Source organism: candidate division KSB1 bacterium (assembly GCA_034506395.1).
Taxonomy (GTDB): Bacteria; Zhuqueibacterota; Zhuqueibacteria; order Thermofontimicrobiales; family Thermofontimicrobiaceae; genus Thermofontimicrobium.
Map to the genome: position 1 here is coordinate 59,638 of JAPDPQ010000003.1, position 17,107 is coordinate 76,744.

Consider the following 17,107-nt stretch of genomic DNA (forward strand, 5'->3'; position numbering starts at 1 on the left):
TGATTAGATGTAGCTTTCTAAATTTTTTTGAACGCAGCAGACGTTGCGTGCAAAGCGCCGGTTTTCACCCAAACGATGATATTCACTCTGGTTTTTAACCACTCAGCCAGGAGTGAATTAATTATCCTGTCACAATCATCCGCATTAAATTAAATTTCATAGGAAAATGAGTTATCATCAATCTTTCGAAAAAAGCGCGTTAAGCGCTTCAAATCTTTAAGAGCAACAGCAGCTTGGCGTATAGGCACCTATCTTCCCTGGCTTGGTTTCACTTCTCTTTCGTGTGCTTTATCAAAATCCCAAGTGTTTCTCTATTTACCTCATCAGCAATAATTACTTGCCCAAATCAACTGTTTCCTCCCAGCATCGCCACTTCGCCCGTCCCCATCGAGTGGGGCCGCCATCCAGTTGTAGATTAAACGATGTGTTCAGGCTTTCGTGGAGGATACGATCGTTATACAGCACTTTTGTCATATTAGCCGCTGCCCAATAGAGCTTTTTGCCTTCGATAGCAGCAAATAGAATTTCTCCATCCGTTAGTAATGGCCCATACGTCACTTTGCCCAGCTCAAAATCATAGCGGGGGCGAATGTTCTGCGGTTTATAGTCCAGCATCAGGTCGCCTTTGACGCCAAAATATTCGGTTCTCCCTTTATTCGTATATTTCAGGCCAATAGCCGAGGGAAATTTCTCGGTTTCGATCAATTCAAATTTCTTAACCAACTCGGCTGGCGAAACCGATTGATCATGTGGCACTAAGATCGTCACGAAAATTTCCATGTTGCCAGGATAATAGTGGTCAGAAAGCGTCTCGTACAGGCAAATCTCATCTTGCCAGTGCCGGCGTAACTCGAACGATCCAATCGAGCGGACGTATTCATTGACAGGAAAATAGATAAACAGATAGTTTCCCGATTTGTTTAGATATGAGCCGATTGAATCGTAGGCGGTATCAAACCATCGCTCCCCTCGATCCAAAATTTTTCTGGTGTGCCACAAATTGGAATAGGTCAAATAATCTTCCCGCAACGCTTTGATGGCATCGACCACAACAAAGAACTGATCAATTTTGTGATAAAGAATGATCCGATTCCAGTCATAGCCCATTTCCCGGTCGGTCAGTCGCGTGCGGGAATAATCGATCTTATCGAACGACAAAAAATTGATCAGCTTCGTTTCCACAGGTCGGTAAGCGCCAGAATTGCGGATGAATTCCCACAGCGACTGCTCTTTTCGCTCCCCTTCGATTTGAATCCAGCGTTTGTTCTTTCGGACGACAATTCGATTGTGATAATAGTCTGCCCTAAAACGACCGTATTCGCCACTGGGAAGAGCATCTCGATAGCCGCCATCGTGCAGCAAAATCGAGCCGTTGTACCAGAACGCGGCAATGGAGTTTTCATCGGAATTGCCGTGGTGCATTTTTTCTTCCTCGACTGGGATGGTCGTCCGCAAAAACTCTCGTGCAGCAAAAGCGCCATCGCCCTCATCCCGGTAGTTGAGGAGAAAAAACGTGCTGTTGCGATCAGTTCCATTTCGGAACAAAACCTTCTTGCCTACGATTTCTTCCATAACCAATCGGCTCTCTGACTTCGGTGGCTCAGGCTGGATCGATTCATCGGCCCACCTATAGGCATCGAGGAACGCCAGCGCGGTGTAGGCGCCCCGGGGGTCGAGCTTGTTGTCCTGAATGTATTGCCAATACTGTGCGACAGCCCATTTATAAATTGGTTCTTTGTAAACCGCCGCGCCTTTCTCAAAGATCGGGATCCAGCGATACCAATCCGAGGGCCAGCGGGCATCCCCAAAATCAGCGATCAATCCCCCTGGTGTGATCAGATGCGCGAAATAATCGAAATAATATCGAGGGATGGCAGAACGATAAAAATCGGGATCGTTGGTAATATCGGCCAAGCGCAACAATGAGAGCATCCACACTGAATGATAGCCTGCTGCATCTTCTTCCTCCCAGTTCTGATAGCTATCGCGGCTAAGGATCTTCGCCATGCGCTTCCATTTCGGCGCGTCGGGATAATCTGGCAAAGCGAGGGATGAATAATAAAACGTCTCTGCCCGCAGGATCGCCCGATTCATTGGTCCCCATTCCGGATAATGCATCAGAAAATTGGCGCAGTCAGCCACACCACGCTCGATTATCGCTCGATCTTTTTTGGAGATCGAATTGCTCTTCTTGATATAGAGATATGCTTTGGGATAAGAATACATGCTGAAGAAATCCGAGATCGGCGGCAGTCCTTTGGAATATTCAATCCGATCTTCGTAGAATTCTTTTGGGAATAATTTTTTTATTTCCTCATAGCTCACCAAAAGCTCGACAGCTTTGGTCACATACTGTTCATTTCCAGTTTCCTGGTACATGAATCCCAGCAACTCGGCGAAATTGGCTGGATAACTGGTTGGCGAATAGCCAAAAAGATTGCTTTTTTGAATATTTGCCTTCCAGTTGTTCATGATCTGGTCATATTCCTGATAATTGTACTCCACCGCATCTTGAAGAATTTTCCAGTAGTCGCTTTTCGTAGGTTGGGCAATGGCAGTTGAAGCAACAATCCCAACAAAGAGAACGGAAAGCAAATTGGAAAATTTTAGCATGATATAGACCTCCTGATTGTTCATCAAAAATCGCCAGCTTGGGTATTCTTTTAGCTTCTCCCTGAACGCGCTTCTTTCTTATAACGATAAAAAACGGTTTTCTTCAATAGAGTCCTTTCGTAAATCTCAACCCTCCTATCGCTTCACAGAAGATGAGACATGAAATAGACGGATAGGATATTATGCCATTAAATTCAGGCATCTTCCCATTTCAAAAAATTTGCCTAAACTTCAATAGTCTCCTGAGCCAAGCATCCAGCTACTCCCTCCTGACTCGTGCAATCGAGCGCATTGAGATAATTATTTCGGTAATGAGCTGAAATCTCAATTATATGACCCTCCTAAAACATAATCCAAAACAGATCGAATAAACAAAAAGCTGCCTTTTTGGCGCAGAATTATTAGCTGATTTTAATTCCAAACCTTATTCTTCTCTTCGACTCATAAAAATTTTCACATCGCCCTCTTCCAAATTTAGATGATGCTCTTGTCCGATCTTTCCAGTCTCGATATCCTCCATGGATTTTGGCAATCTAAACATCCGTTCGCCCTCTTCAGTAGCGACGATCATGGCAGCATCCTCAGTAGCACGCACAATATCATCCTTTGAGCTCCATAATCTCACTTTCGATTGTTGAGCCAGCCATCGCAAAATTTTTACTGGAAGCGGGGCTGTTCCAACATAAACGGAATTCCAACCATCCATTTTTTTCCAAGCAAGTGCGATTTCGTTACTATCAATCCAGATTCCAAGTGGCGTGCCATTATCATCAACAACAGCGAATCGCGGGAAACGTTCTTTCTTGGTCCCGAATGACAATTCGATATCTTCTGATTTAAAGCGAATCATCATCGGCCCAGGTGCTTCGATGCTTTTGAATTTGAACCCTGTCAGCCTTTCCATTTGATTCAAATCGAGCTTTTCTGGATTGACGAAACCAGGAGCATAAAACCAAATGATAGTAGCCCCGCTGCCTCTAAAAAGCGCCCTCAAATGATCCACTTCTTTTTCATTTAGAAAAAAGAGGTTAACCATGAAAAACAATCGATATTTTGTAGCATCTTCTGGTTTCAAATCAAATCGATAGAGAAAATCAACAGGCGCACCGATGCGATGCAGTGATCGAGCTTGAGAGTCAAAAAACCAGTAAGAGAAATAATCCATGCAGTCGCCGCCTTTTGGATATGGCTCCTCAGCCTTCCAATGCCTGGTAATGAATAGGCTTTTGGCATCATAAACCGCCGCAATCTCCGATACTGAGTTCGTATTGAGCGCTTTTCTTCGATCTCCCCATTGTGAAAACTGGTAGACCAATTGAAGGATTTCAGGATCATCGTACCAACTGCGCTGAATAGCCAATAACGTGCCGAAGTCAAATAACCAGCCTCCATGGCCACTCACTAGCATCTGCCCCAGGTCCCGTTTTAAAATTTTTTTCGAGCCATAGAGCGAATCGCTGCCCTTTCCTCCGACCACCGAAAGGATCGTTTCATAGTTTTCGAGTTTCTTCTTCGGATGAGTAACAAATTGGATGTAAGTGGCTGGATCGATCTCCGCGAAATACAGTTTGCCATGACGGCGCAGAGATTCTAACAATACCCGATAGCCTCCGTCGCCAGCGATTCCCCTTGCCCGGCCGAGCCAATTTCCTGCGTCATCGAATACATCATGAGGGGCAACTTTGGGATCATTGCTGTTGGTGGATTGATAGGTATAAGGGCTGGCAAGAAAATCGATATGCGAGCAATTTAAGATCATCTCAGGCGCAAGATGACCTCCTTCTTGGATCCAAACATTTTCCAACTGATAACCATAGAAAGCACCGCAGAGCACCCGACCAGCCGTCTCTTGTTTGACAATCTTTGCAAAATAGATCAGAGTCGCCGCACAGATCTCCTCGTGAAAGCGGCAATAAAAATCAATCACGAGTTTTTCTTTGGCTGGATCACGAAATAAGCCAAAGCTGCTCTTCACCCGGGCTGCTACATCAGGCACATGTTCCAGTTTTTCCAGCACGGCCTTGTTCAGATCGGGCATAAATTCCGCCAAAAAATAATGCCATTCACCATAAATACCACAGCCAATCTGATAGCCAATGATGCGACTCCGTAGCGGCGAATTCTCAATATGCTGCAGCAAGGCCCGAAACGTCGTTTCAACCTCTGACGTCCACACATCTGAAGCCAGCGATGGCTCACTCATCTGAATTCCCCAAAGCCAACCGCTTTCTGGATTCAATTCGGATTTATGATATCGCTGCTTTCCATCGACCCCTGGCAAAAGGGCCGGTACGATCAGTTCTTCCGGATGCAAATTTTTCCACCATTCGGGAACATCCAGCAAGACGCGGGGCAAGAACATCGCTTCCCGATGCTGCGCCAATAATCGGTCGAAAAATTCATCCAGTCTCTCCCAATCATATTCATCAGGGGCTAACCAAACCCAATTCAAGCCAATGATGGGATGGAGCAATTTTACACCAGCTTGCCGAAACAGCGGAGCCGTCTCGATCAACCGCCAGCTCCATGCTAGTAATGGATAGATTTCTTCATCATTAATGAACAGACGAGGTCCCCCCCGTTCGTTCCGAATTTCAACGACTGCAGGAGGTTCATTCGCTAACCTTGAGATCTCAGAGAATTTTTTTGTAGCTTCATAAGCAGAAGTTTTTCGATCAATAGAAGGTTTATGCATGAGATTTTTTAAGGATTAGTCCCATCTGGAAATTTAAAAAACGCTTTGGCCTAGGAGCACAACCAGTTTGATTCTACAAAAAAGCTTGTTCTTTGTTTTGCGCTGATCACCTAACAATTTTTTTTGCTCAGCAAAGTAGAGGTTCTCTCCTTTCGATCGAAATGACTTATTTGTCATCAGTAAACAATCAAAGATCTTTTATCTCCATCTTTTATTCACTTGCCTTGCGGAGCTTATCAATCACCCTCCGCTATCAATTTCGGTGGGCGCTGGTGCAATTGAATTTCCTCTCTGATGGAGTGATGAGCATAAAAAGATAGGATGAGCATGAAGGATGCATCTGAGAAGCAATGCGCTATCTCTCAATCATTAAGGGTTATCAGGATTAACAAGCTCTGCTCTTACAAACAAGGCCGAAAGACTTATTTTGCTCTTTTGTTCTGATGTTTGAGATGGCCAATCATGCAAGACGAATGATTTCGACACATAAAGTTTTCACATCTTCGCTCAACTGATTTTCCATGAAACCGAGGCCAAAAAACAAAGTTCATTTTGCCATCTCAAATCAGACATCATCCAGTCACTCGATCTGGCAACTAATATCTAAGATACCGGTCTTTCCATTCTAATTCCTGAACCTCATTGCGATGCGTGGAGTGCACCAATCGAAAATCCCGGATAGACATGATATCGACAAAGACGAAAATAACGCCTCCTTCAATGGAATAGTAATGCCAGATTTGATAGGCTTTGGTGTCGGAATCCGAGGGAAATCGCTCGACTTCATCGGGCTGACCATATACCAAAAGGACCCGGCCTTGATCGGTTTTCCAACCAGGTTTGTTGCCGACCGAAAAATTGGCATTGGCATATTCCAATAGTCTGAAATATTCCTCTTTGCGTTCGTTGATGGGCGTCGCAGGGATCGGATCACGGCTCTTCCAAAAATTTTTCAGAAACTCCCTTTTGCCTGCCAGATCCAGCTTTTTGAATATCGTCTGTTCTTCTTTCAACGAAATATATTTGATCTTTTCGAAATAATCGTTCAGTGCCGCCTCGTTCATCGTGCCGAATTCATCTTCGGTCGAGCTCAGCAGCTTGTCAGACTCGATATTGGTCGGCCGAGCGACGAAATCCTTGGCCCGAAATATCGTGAAATCTTTTTCTGCCTCAATGAATCGATCAGTAAATTCGTCAGTGACTCTGATTTTAAGACGATAGAAACCGCTGGGAATATCAGCCACATCAAATTTACCGTTAATGATGCAAGAGGTCCCAGGCTTAGGGCGCGATCGCCCAGTTATCTCTTTGATCACCTGATCATCTTGATCGATGATGAAATAGCTGGCATGGTAATGCGAATTGGCGGCCTTCCCGTCGAATTTGAGGTTATAAGCTTCTGCATAGAAACTCAATTGTTCCAGCCCAGTCCCGTACATTCTCGAGGCATTTGGGACGACTCGCAGATTATTCTTATCAAATTTGCTTTTTTCCTGTTGCCCCAGCGTGATGCTTGTAAGTGGCAGAATAGAACTGGCAAGTTGAATGTCACTGATTGCCAGAGATTCGGCGGGAAAAGACGTTATTTTTAAACCCTCCGATTTTATAACTGATTGTTTGGAGACCAAATCGGTAAAACGACAAAGCAATTCATAATCGCCAGGGCCGATCAAAATATTAGACTGCTCGACAAATTTTTGGGTAGGAGCTATGTCATCGAGTGAATTGACAACATCGCTAATGACGAGACTATCGAGGCGCATCCCTTTGTTGCCCTGCTTCAGGTAGGTTTGAATCAGTGCGCCAGCTTGAAATCCAGTAGTGGTCTTTTGGTAGTTAAGCCCAGCTCGATCGATCGTGTAATAGATTTCGACATAAACATCGCCGCCTTGTGCGCGATAGCGGGAATAATCAATCGTAAAATTGGCTTGTTTGTGCTGCGAAAAAGCCAGCAACGGCATCACCATAAATAAAATCAGGCACTGGAGCCTTGAGCGGATCGTACTCCATCGAGCCCTGTAACTGTTCAAGCAACTCTCGATCGTTATCCGAAAAAACCTTGGTGATGACATTTTGCTCGATTTTTCGTTTGACTTGCATATCGAAGCGAATTCGAGTATCCTATTCTCCGCTTTTGGTCTAAAATCGTTGATTGGTATCATGATTCTGGTGCTCATAACTTGACTCTCATTTATATTTTTTCAATTCTTCTAACATCAGACGAGCACGCTGATCGTAAGGTGACAGCTTCAACCCCCGCTCGAATGCCGCAATCGCCTCCTGAATTTGATTGTTCTTTTGATACATTCGGCCTAAATTGAAATACAAATTGGGCTGCGCTGGCTGATCTTTGATGGCGCGCTGAATCGCCCGAATTGCGTTAGGATAGTCTTCTAACATGTAATAGACTTGCGCTACGGTTGAATAGGCAAAGGGATTATCTGGATCCAATGCGATCAATCGCTCGAAAGCTCGCTTGGCAGCCTCCCAGCGCTGAAGCTGAATTTCTGTGTATCCCAAATTTAAATAAGCTGTCACATACTGGTCTGTTATGTCAATCGCACGATGGAAAGACTCTCGCGCTAGCTCCCATTCCCCGCGATTCGCATGCTCCAACCCAACTAACACATGGGCTTTGCTAAAATTTGGGGCAATAGCGATAGCTTGCTCGAAATACTTCCGATCGGTAGTCAGATCCTGATGGCTCACCAAATCTACATACTGCATCAGCGCGAAATCGTTCCGCGGCGCTGCATCCAGAATGGAACGGATTGAACGGATCGCTTCGGCCACCAATTCCTTTTGCTGCGGATCATTCCCATACATCCGATAAGTAAAAAGTGCAGCCATCATGTTTTTCATCTCGGTCTCATGCTTGAAAATCTGCTGCCGAACGGTTTCGGAATCGCCCAGGGCTTCGAAATGGATGCAATACGGCAATATCGACTCCCGATATTTCAGCAATTCCTGATACACTTCTGGGACCATCTCTTTGGTCGCGACCTTGCTAAATTCAACGATTGGGTGATCATCGCTGTGGCTGATCACTTCTCCAGCAAATTGATCCAGCATCTGACTACCACAGTAGAATGTCGACAAAAATGCCATCGGATCACTCAGATGAATGGCGGCCAGGCTCGCTGCAACTTTGGGCGACTCAATGCGCGCTTTAAGCATTTTCAGATCAATAGGGTAGTACCCTTTGATCCCAATGAGCAATAGATGCTCTGGATTATTGTACCATAGACTGGCATTGGGAAACACTTTAATGAAGCTTTTCACTAGTGCCTGAACTTCTTCCAGATTCATGCCGTAGATGGGCAGCCAGGCAACCAGCAGCCCGTTTTCGTTCAATCGAGCCCGACATAATCGATAGAATTCTTCGGTGTATAAGTTTGGGCTGAATTTGGGATCGACCGAATTGATCGAGATGACATTATATAATTTTCTGGCAGCGAGGATGTAATTTCTCCCATCATTTACGATATAGTTGAACCGCGGGTCATCGAATATTCCTGCGTTTTCGGTGCGAAAATAATCTGCTGTCTGTTTCTCATAATCCACTAGTTCCACACAATCCACCGTTTTGACCACATCGTAATCCAGAAACGAGCGACAGGTGTTACCGAACCCGAAGCCAACCACCAGCACATGTTTCGGATTGGGCGTCAACAGCATCGGCAAATGGGCCAGCATCTTGTGGATAATCATGTCGGAAAATGTGGTATGTGCCGTATTATGGCCATTGACGTTCAGATAGCGAACATTTCTCCCCCAGATGTTGATCTGATCCTTCTTCTCCAGGACGCAGACAGTAGCAGCCGCTGTTTCTTTATGATGGAGCAATCGCGTATCGAAGAATCCAGCAGTCTTGAGAAAAACCGGTCTTGTCGTGAAAGTTGTCGAAGCCAATACCAAAAAAATAACCAGCCCTGCACCAGCGAGGCTATAATACCTGATCGGACTGACAGAAAAATCCTTTTCGAAAAAAAGCACGATGAGGGCGATGATCAGATTGATACATGCCAACAACAGAATGCTCGGATTGAGTCCCAGGATTGGGATAATGATGAATCCAGCCATAAAAGACCCGAAAATGGCCCCGATAGTATTGGCCATATACGCGGTCCCGACTCCTTGTCCAACGGTTGCCACGCTCTCGACATAAATGCGGTTCACAATCGGGAAGGCAGCACCCATGCAGAGAGTTGGAACGATGAGAATTGCAAAAGCTGTAAAGAATAATTGCAATGAAATGCCTGTCCAACTGGTAGATGGCAGAAATTTCGTCAACCAGAGCTGGATTGAATGGAGATGAAGCAGCAACGGGATCGTAGCCAATGCGGCAATTGCAATAATCAACTCAAAAGAGCTGAACCAAACCATGAGCCGATTGAACCGATCCACGTACCGAGCGACTATCAGGCTGCCCAAAGCGATTCCGACCAAAAAGGTCGTCAAAATGATCGTAAACGAATAGGTTGTGGAGCTGACAAAAAAGATCAATGCTCGGGTCCAGACGACTTCGTAGGCCAAGGAGACAAAGCCAGACAATCCGAACAGCCAAAGCACGAGCGCTGCCAGAGGGGCTGGATAGCGACGGATTGCATCGGAGCTTAGCGCTGCTGATTTGGGGCGCAGTTTGGATTGCGGCAGTTTTCCAATGGCCTTTGATTTTTCTTTTCGATCCAAGAGTAGAGCTGTGATTCCGATCACGAGATTGATTGCAATGGCGATCCATAGCGTGAGGTTCACCCCAAACAAGTAGATAAAAAAGAAGCCGGTGCAAAAAGCACCGATAACAGCCCCAGCAGTGTTGAGGCCATAAAGCCGTCCCAGTCGCTGCCCAAAATGACTGGACTGGGTGATCGCAAACTTGCTGATGACTGGAAGCGTTCCACCCATCAGCGTGGTAGGAACGATTAGCACGAGTAGCGAAAGCAGCAATCGGACAATATTAAAAATGAACGGACGGTTGCCTATCAGGCCGAATAGCCATTTGTATAGCGCATCGGAAACGGGCAAGAAGAACACCAGGATCAATATCCCAGCTATGCCAATGCCCAGTTCTAAGTATCCGTAGAGCTTTAGTGGGGATTTGATCCGATCTGAATATTTGCCGAACAAATAACTTCCGATCGCCAGGCCTGCCATAAAAGCGGTGAGGATGCCGCTGGTCGCATAGGTAGTATTCCCAAAAACGAGCACCAGCTTTCTCATCCAAATCAATTGATAAATGAGCCCGGAAACCCCAGAACAAAAAAATAGAATGTAGACGAACTGATGAATCATGGTTATTTCTTGTCCTTTTGTTGATCAATCTCAGCCTGTTGCTGTTTCGAAAGTTGCTCGCCAATTTCTCGGGCCCTTCGAATTGCCTCTGCGCCGATCTCAAGCACAACGGTTTTGATCGCTGGATTCAGTTCAGCAAGCTGGGCTAAATAGCTCTGTTTTGAAAAATCGTACTCCACTTTATAGGCCACAAAATCAAAAATATCGAGTGCCTCACGGGTTTGTTCGAGCGATGGATATTGAATTTGTTTCACACCATAGAACACGCCATTTTCCACCAACGTCTTCGCCAAAAACAAAGCGAGATAATAATAGCCTGGTTCATTGGGATGAACGTGATCCAGCATCAATGAAGGCTCAGGATAATGCTTGCCCGAGAGCTGCCGAAAGAACTGATCAGTATCAGCCAGGATCGCGTGTTCGCTGTTCGCAACCTCGCGACAGATCTGTTGAATGCTCGGCCTGGCGCGAAACGGCAGCGCATCTAATTCCAACGCTCGGGTCAATGCTTGACTGGCGGTCTCATATTCCTCCAAGCGAGCAAAATTCATCCCAATATAATAATGCACATCAGCATAGGAGGAATCAATTTCGTATATTTTCTTCCACACTCCAAGCGCATCATCATAGCGTCGCTCTTCAAATAATCGGCTCGCCTGATTCCGCAGGGTGTCCCATTGGGCCTTTGCTGCGAAATCGTGCTGGTGTGAGAAATGGCTGACAAATGGCGGGAAGGTCAGATTCGAGATCGGCGTACAAACCACAACTTTGATCCCCCGCTCAGAAGCCTTTCGCACCAATTCGCTTAAATTATCTCGAAAATTTTTTCTCACGTCGTCATGAATCGGATCGTCTGGAGCAATTGTATTTTTCAGGCTCCATTTGGCGTAATTTTGATATTCGACAATCCCTCGACCTGTGATCTTTTTGATGATCCAACGCAAACCCTGGTAGAGATAAGTCTGCCGAAGATTGAGAAAAGTATGATGGATCCATTTTTTATGAAAGAATTGACTCGCGCGCGTAGATAGTGAAAACTCATTGGGTCCAAAATATTCATTGTGCCCAGTGTAGATGATTAGCAAATCAGGTTCGTATTTCTTCACATCATCGAACAGTTTCAGCAAAGACAGACTATTGAACGCATTGCTGCCCAAGTTGAGCATTTCAATTTCTGGGAGATTGCGATTATATTGCAAAATGGCGCGCAGGTAATTCGGAAAAGAGGCGTGGCAGTTGTATTCGGGGAGCGTATTGTATGGATAACCAGCCGTGGTCGATCCGCCAAGGCAAAAAATACGGAAGCGGTTTCGCTTTTCCAAGTGGATGGCCCGATTCGACGCCGAGGTATTAAAAAACCGATCCTGTTCAGCAATAAAATAATCGTTGAAATAATCCTGATTCAGGTAAAGGGTCTTCTTTTTCTTATCGACTTTGAGCGGATCAAAACGGTGGGTAATAGAATTAGCCAAATATTCGAGGCTTAGCCAGACTAAAAATGGCGTGATGATGGCAATAATATAAAAAATGCCGCGCTTAAAAATCACAGTGAATTTCACGTTCCACATCCCAACTATTATCACGACACAGGTTTAAAGACGACTAATTGCTCAAAAGGCTGAGACATCATAATGAAAAATTGGCCGTTGTAATGCACAAATTTATGATACCAAGGTGAATAGACCTCTGGTACAATCGTCATGGTCAATGGAACAGCAAAGCGATAGGCAGCTATTTTATTGAACTCAAAATCGTATTGCTCGACCAAATCAAAATATACCACTTGCTCGGTGCTCAATTTTTTATTTACTCGAACAATAAAAATTCCAGTTTCATCTACATACAGATCTTCAACCAAAGGGCCTGGCTTCTTATCCTTCAAGCGATATGGTTTAAGATCCGATGGGATTTTTCTGGCTAATAATAAATTCCCTTGAAAATCATAAATGAAACCACTATCGACCGTGGTCGGCACATAGACGATCCGATGATCGGGGGTAACCCGAGAGAACGCAAAATCCAAATATTCTTTGCCTTGTTCCGTAGCTCGCGGCGTGCGAAATGTGGCTATTTGCTTCCCAATCGAATCATACGTTTCCAGGCAGTAGCCAATCAGTCGGCTGTCGTACATTCGATTGATCACGAAGCTGCCATCAGAAGCGACAGAAATATCACCTCGTCCGCGGAGGAAATGGCGAGTGACAGGCGTGCCCTTCGGCCGGAAGAATTCGAGTAACCCTAAGGTATGGACTGCCAGCAAGGTATCGACTGGGTTTGCCGAGCATAAAGTTTCATAATTTCCGCTGCCATAGCCGGCAATATTATTCACAAAATTTCCCTGTGGATCAAATCTCACAACCCCGGGGCCAATAACATCCACCACAATGATATCACCCTGAGCAGTCACATCGAGATCGGTGACCTTGCCAAAATAACTATCCATTTGTTCAGCAGGAATATTTAGACGAAAATCGGTGAGCACCATTCGATAAGTGGGAATTTTTTCGCCGCAGCAGAAAAGGCTCAGAAGCCACAGTGCGGCAAAAAATCCAGCAACTCTCAGAAGATATTTTTCATTCAAAATTCGCAATCCAGTCATAAAAAAAATCGCATGTCCAGGTTCAAATATAGCAACAAGCTAATACTTTGTCACTGAGGTCATGATGCATAAAACAATTATCGATCGGTCGGCATCATAACAGTTTGCTATCACCAAAAGCAAGATATCAAATTTGCCCAATTGCAGATGAAAAGATGGGGGACTCGGATGAAACACTTCCGAGTCCCCCGATCAGAACCATTCAGTCAATCGAATATACTGGACCAGGTTAGAATTTGAATGTCAATGAAAAACGATTGACATCATCGAGGACGTCGAATTTGGTCCATGTGTAATCGATGGTCAGACGGTAATTGCTATAAGGAACATCGAGGCCAGCGCCCAACGAAATGCCTTCATCCGTGCGGTTATAGGTTTGCTTGCTCAGCCAAGAGTCCCGATAAACCTTTTCGTTCGGATAATAGACACTGCGGGACAGGAACTGATCCTGTGTGCCCATGAAATTGAATTTGTACCCGGTTCGCACGAAGAAGGTTTTGAACAGATGCGCCTCTAAACCGCCGAGAACCATTTGGTCAGCATCGAGCGGTTTGGCCGCATCCACATAGCCCTTCAGGCCAAACAGGTCGGAATTGATCATGCTATAGGAAGCGCCGAAGCTAAATACCAATGGCAAATAGATCGGCACATAATAGTACGACATGTCCTGGCCCAGATTCTGAATTCTGGCACCAATAGTCAGATCGCGGAATCCGATTTGATAGATCGCGCCGAAGTCCATCATGAACGAGTGAATTCCGACCCCGTCGATGGTTTCGCTATAGTACTTGGCAGTCAAACCCAAGGACAATTTGTCGGTGAATTGCCGCGCGTAGCTCAGCGCGATGAAATTGGAATTATAATCGAACGTTTCGCTGGTGACGTATTCCACACCCTTCAGCCCAGGCTGGATGTCGCGGTTGGCAATGATGTCACCCACCCCAGCGATCATGCCACCGATCGCGATCGTTCCCAGATTGCCGAACGAGTGAGCCACTGCGAAAGCATTGTGGTTAAGATCGGCAATCCAGTTGTTATAAGAGAAAGTGAGTTGGGTTTCGCCAGATTTTAGCACCACGCCGGCGGGGTTCCAGAACAACTGGTTCACATCGCCCTGGGTGGTGGTCATGGCGCCAGCTAAGGCCGCCGCTTTTGCGCCAACGGCAACTTTTAGTATCGCGGCACCGGATGTCCCAGTCTTTTTCATTTCCTGTCCAAACCCGCTGCCTACGAAAATGAATAATGTCAGAATAAGCAGCGTGGAGATTATTTTATGTCTCATAGAGCACATTCTCCTATTTCATTGGTTTCAAAATTTATCATTTACCATTAGCGCATTATTGCTAAATAGCCAGTCTGCTTGCCTCCGGGATATTCGGCCACCCAGATATACAATCCGCTCTGGACTTCGGGACCATCTTTGGTGAACATATCCCAGAAAACTGTTCCGTTTTGTGGATCAAGGCCATAGTATTCAATGACGTCCATGATTTGGCCAGAGAGATCAAAAATTGTGATCTTGGTGTTTAGCGGCAAGTTGTAGAACACCACTTTATGCTCCAGGCCGACATCATGCGGGGCCTGAACTTTATAGGGATTGGGTTTTACCGCGATCTGCTTTTTGCCACTGGTTAGCTCTTTGACATCGGCTCGCGGCAAATTCAGCACGAATGGGGCACCCATATTTTTGCGACCAACCGCATCGGTCGGATAATCGGTAGCTGAGGTCGCAAACGGATAGGTCCCCATCCATTCGCCCCAACGTCCATTGAAATTGTCCTTGCCACTCTCCAGACTGGTGAAGGGACGTCCAGCGATCGTACCAGTTTCGTTGTCGAAAGCAGCGACATAGTACCAATAGGTATAGCCGAACCGCGCCTCTTTCGATTCGTCGATCCAGGCGTATTGATAAGTAGCCTTATCGGCTCCAGTATTGGCGTACTTGCTCAATTCGGCCTTCGGGATGTAGGCCATTAGTTTCCACGGTCCATGGAATCCGGGATCCCAATCGAGATCGAAGCCGGGCGGTACGCTGTTGTTCGGGTTAATGGGTTCGCAGAATTTGGCTTCTAATTCATCGTCGCTCAGACCGATGTCGTTGGGTCCTTGATGATGATAGCGATCGAGGAATCGAGTGCCAAATTTGGCGGAATTGTATTTCGGGTAAGCAGTGACCCGATAGATCTTATAACCAGCGAAATCTGGAGCGGATTCTGCCCGATTGTCCCAAACAATCAATGGTTTCACAGTAAGACCCGAGGGTTCCTGGTATTCCACGGCGCTCACTTTCATATCAGGCATTGGCGGCGGCAATGGGACTTTCCAGTTGTTTTGGTACGCCCAGCGTGCGGCTTTCAGAGCATTGCGCACGCCTTTCAAACGATAACCAGCGTATTCGACCGCCACAACTGTAATAGTCTCGCCGACCTCAAGCGAGAAGGGCCCAACTCCCACCGAAGCCCCAGAATCGAAGTTATAGATGGTCTTAGGCGTTCCGCCCTTGGTCCATAAATCTTCAGCCGGGATCTTCGGCTCGGGCGTTCCAGGGAAGTTCTTCTCCCAGTTCTCGAACCAGAAATTGGTATATTTCATATCGCCCATCGGTTGTCCACCCTTGATCGGTAGATTTTTGAATGATACTGGATCGCCGACGGTGTAAAGCGATGGGTTTGAGGTATCGAAATAGTTCGGATCTGGCTTCAGCACTTTGCCTTTCAGTTTTGCTGGATCTTCACTCTTGCCACCCTCTTCGTAGAACACACCGGTTGCCATGACGAAGTGTCCATATGGCTCGCCGATCTTGGTCCTATTCCGGGTGACATACCAACCTCGTTGGGCACCTTCGCCAATGGGATGGCTGCCGTAAATGGTCAGCTTATCAGGAGCAGAAGGACCTGCATCCATTCCACCTTGCTTTACGGCGATAAAGTGCTGACCGTTCCAGATGTCAGAGAAAATGCCCAGGGCGCTGCGATAGGCGACCTTTCGTTTGCCATCAGCCGCCCAGCGATTGGCGTCAAGATCACTCTCAGCGATACCGGTCGCCCAGCACATCGGAACATCCCAAGGGTTACCATCGGGATCTGGGCTGGCATCATATCCGGAGAGCCGCGATGCAGGCCAGGAACCCCAACTCCAGCGGCCACCACTAATCGAAATCCGCATGCTACCGAAGGTCTCTTCGCTGAAATGCATGGCCAGTGCTTCGATCTTGTGATTCTGTCGATCGATCACACCATCGCAGTTGTTGTCCTGAACGCCGGTATTGGTGAGCTCGAACTCCATCGCAATAAAGTCGTTCATATTCGCTTCGTTGAAACTGAAAGCGCGAATCCGACCCTTCACGTCCACACCGATATTGGTGGGCATGAAGAACTCATATAATTGCTGGGTCCGACTGGCATCGGTCCACAGCGCTGCACCTTTGGCATTGCCAGTCGAAGTCGGTTTCTTATCGGTATTGCCCATCGAAGCCATCCAGAAAGCGTTGCAGTAATTCCGATAATTGGCGGTATCACTGGCAACGGACTTTCGGTATTCACCGATCGGTTCGGTGGGATGATATTCGGTCATGATCAGGTTGGTGTTCCAGGTTAAAGTGAAGATATCACCAGATGGGTAATGGAAAGTAGGGGTATTCCATTGCCGCTCGAAATTGCCCATTCGGACAATCAAAAAGTTTTTCAATACGTCAGTCTTAGATTCGCTGTAATATTTATTGATGCCGCTGGGCATAAAACTCTCCCACAGGTCGCCGCAACAGATCACGCCGATGCCGGGGTAATCTATTGCCAGCGCAGAGGCACTCAAACCCATGAGAAAGATGATCATGAGGATCGATAATTTCTTTTTCAGCATTACGTTTCTCCTAAATTTAACCAGATTGAGAAAGCTTATTCACTAGTGAT

General features: G+C 46.2%; 9 protein-coding genes. All 9 read right to left on the minus strand.

Annotated elements, in window-relative coordinates:
• Positions 1–333: 333 nt before the first annotated feature.
• The 9 genes from ONB37_02710 to ONB37_02750 all read right to left on the minus strand — a co-directional run bounded on the left by ONB37_02710 (position 334) and on the right by ONB37_02750 (position 17,057).
• Complete coding sequence (locus ONB37_02710; GenBank protein MDZ7399056.1) at positions 334–2,613, minus strand: hypothetical protein; 2,280 nt, start codon at positions 2,611–2,613, stop codon at positions 334–336.
• A gap of 424 nt (positions 2,614–3,037) precedes the next feature.
• Positions 3,038–5,128 (minus strand): hypothetical protein, encoded by a 2,091-nt coding sequence (locus ONB37_02715; protein MDZ7399057.1) that lies wholly within the window; start codon positions 5,126–5,128, stop codon positions 3,038–3,040.
• Positions 5,129–5,904: 776 nt separating this feature from the next.
• Positions 5,905–7,275, minus strand: coding sequence for a GWxTD domain-containing protein (locus ONB37_02720; GenBank protein ID MDZ7399058.1), 1,371 nt, complete (start codon positions 7,273–7,275; stop codon positions 5,905–5,907).
• A complete protein-coding gene (locus ONB37_02725; GenBank protein ID MDZ7399059.1) occupies positions 7,220–7,408 on the minus strand; it encodes a hypothetical protein in 189 nt (62 codons plus the stop codon). Before ONB37_02725 ends, ONB37_02720 begins: the two co-directional genes overlap by 56 nt.
• 87 nt (positions 7,409–7,495) lie before the next feature.
• A complete protein-coding gene (locus tag ONB37_02730) occupies positions 7,496–10,600 on the minus strand; it encodes a fused MFS/spermidine synthase (protein MDZ7399060.1) in 3,105 nt (1,034 codons plus the stop codon).
• Between the two features lie 2 nt (positions 10,601–10,602).
• The gene (locus ONB37_02735) at positions 10,603–12,159 is read right to left on the minus strand and encodes an SGNH/GDSL hydrolase family protein (protein MDZ7399061.1); all 1,557 of its coding nucleotides are present in this window, start codon (positions 12,157–12,159) and stop codon (positions 10,603–10,605) included.
• Positions 12,160–12,179: 20 nt separating this feature from the next.
• The gene (locus ONB37_02740) at positions 12,180–13,199 is read right to left on the minus strand and encodes a hypothetical protein (protein ID MDZ7399062.1); all 1,020 of its coding nucleotides are present in this window, start codon (positions 13,197–13,199) and stop codon (positions 12,180–12,182) included.
• A gap of 229 nt (positions 13,200–13,428) precedes the next feature.
• A complete protein-coding gene (locus ONB37_02745) occupies positions 13,429–14,481 on the minus strand; it encodes a PorV/PorQ family protein (GenBank protein ID MDZ7399063.1) in 1,053 nt (350 codons plus the stop codon).
• Between the two features lie 47 nt (positions 14,482–14,528).
• Positions 14,529–17,057 carry a hypothetical protein gene (locus ONB37_02750; GenBank protein MDZ7399064.1) on the minus strand — a complete coding sequence of 843 codons (2,529 nt, stop codon included), beginning with the start codon at positions 17,055–17,057 and terminating at the stop codon, positions 14,529–14,531.
• Positions 17,058–17,107 lie beyond the last annotated feature (50 nt).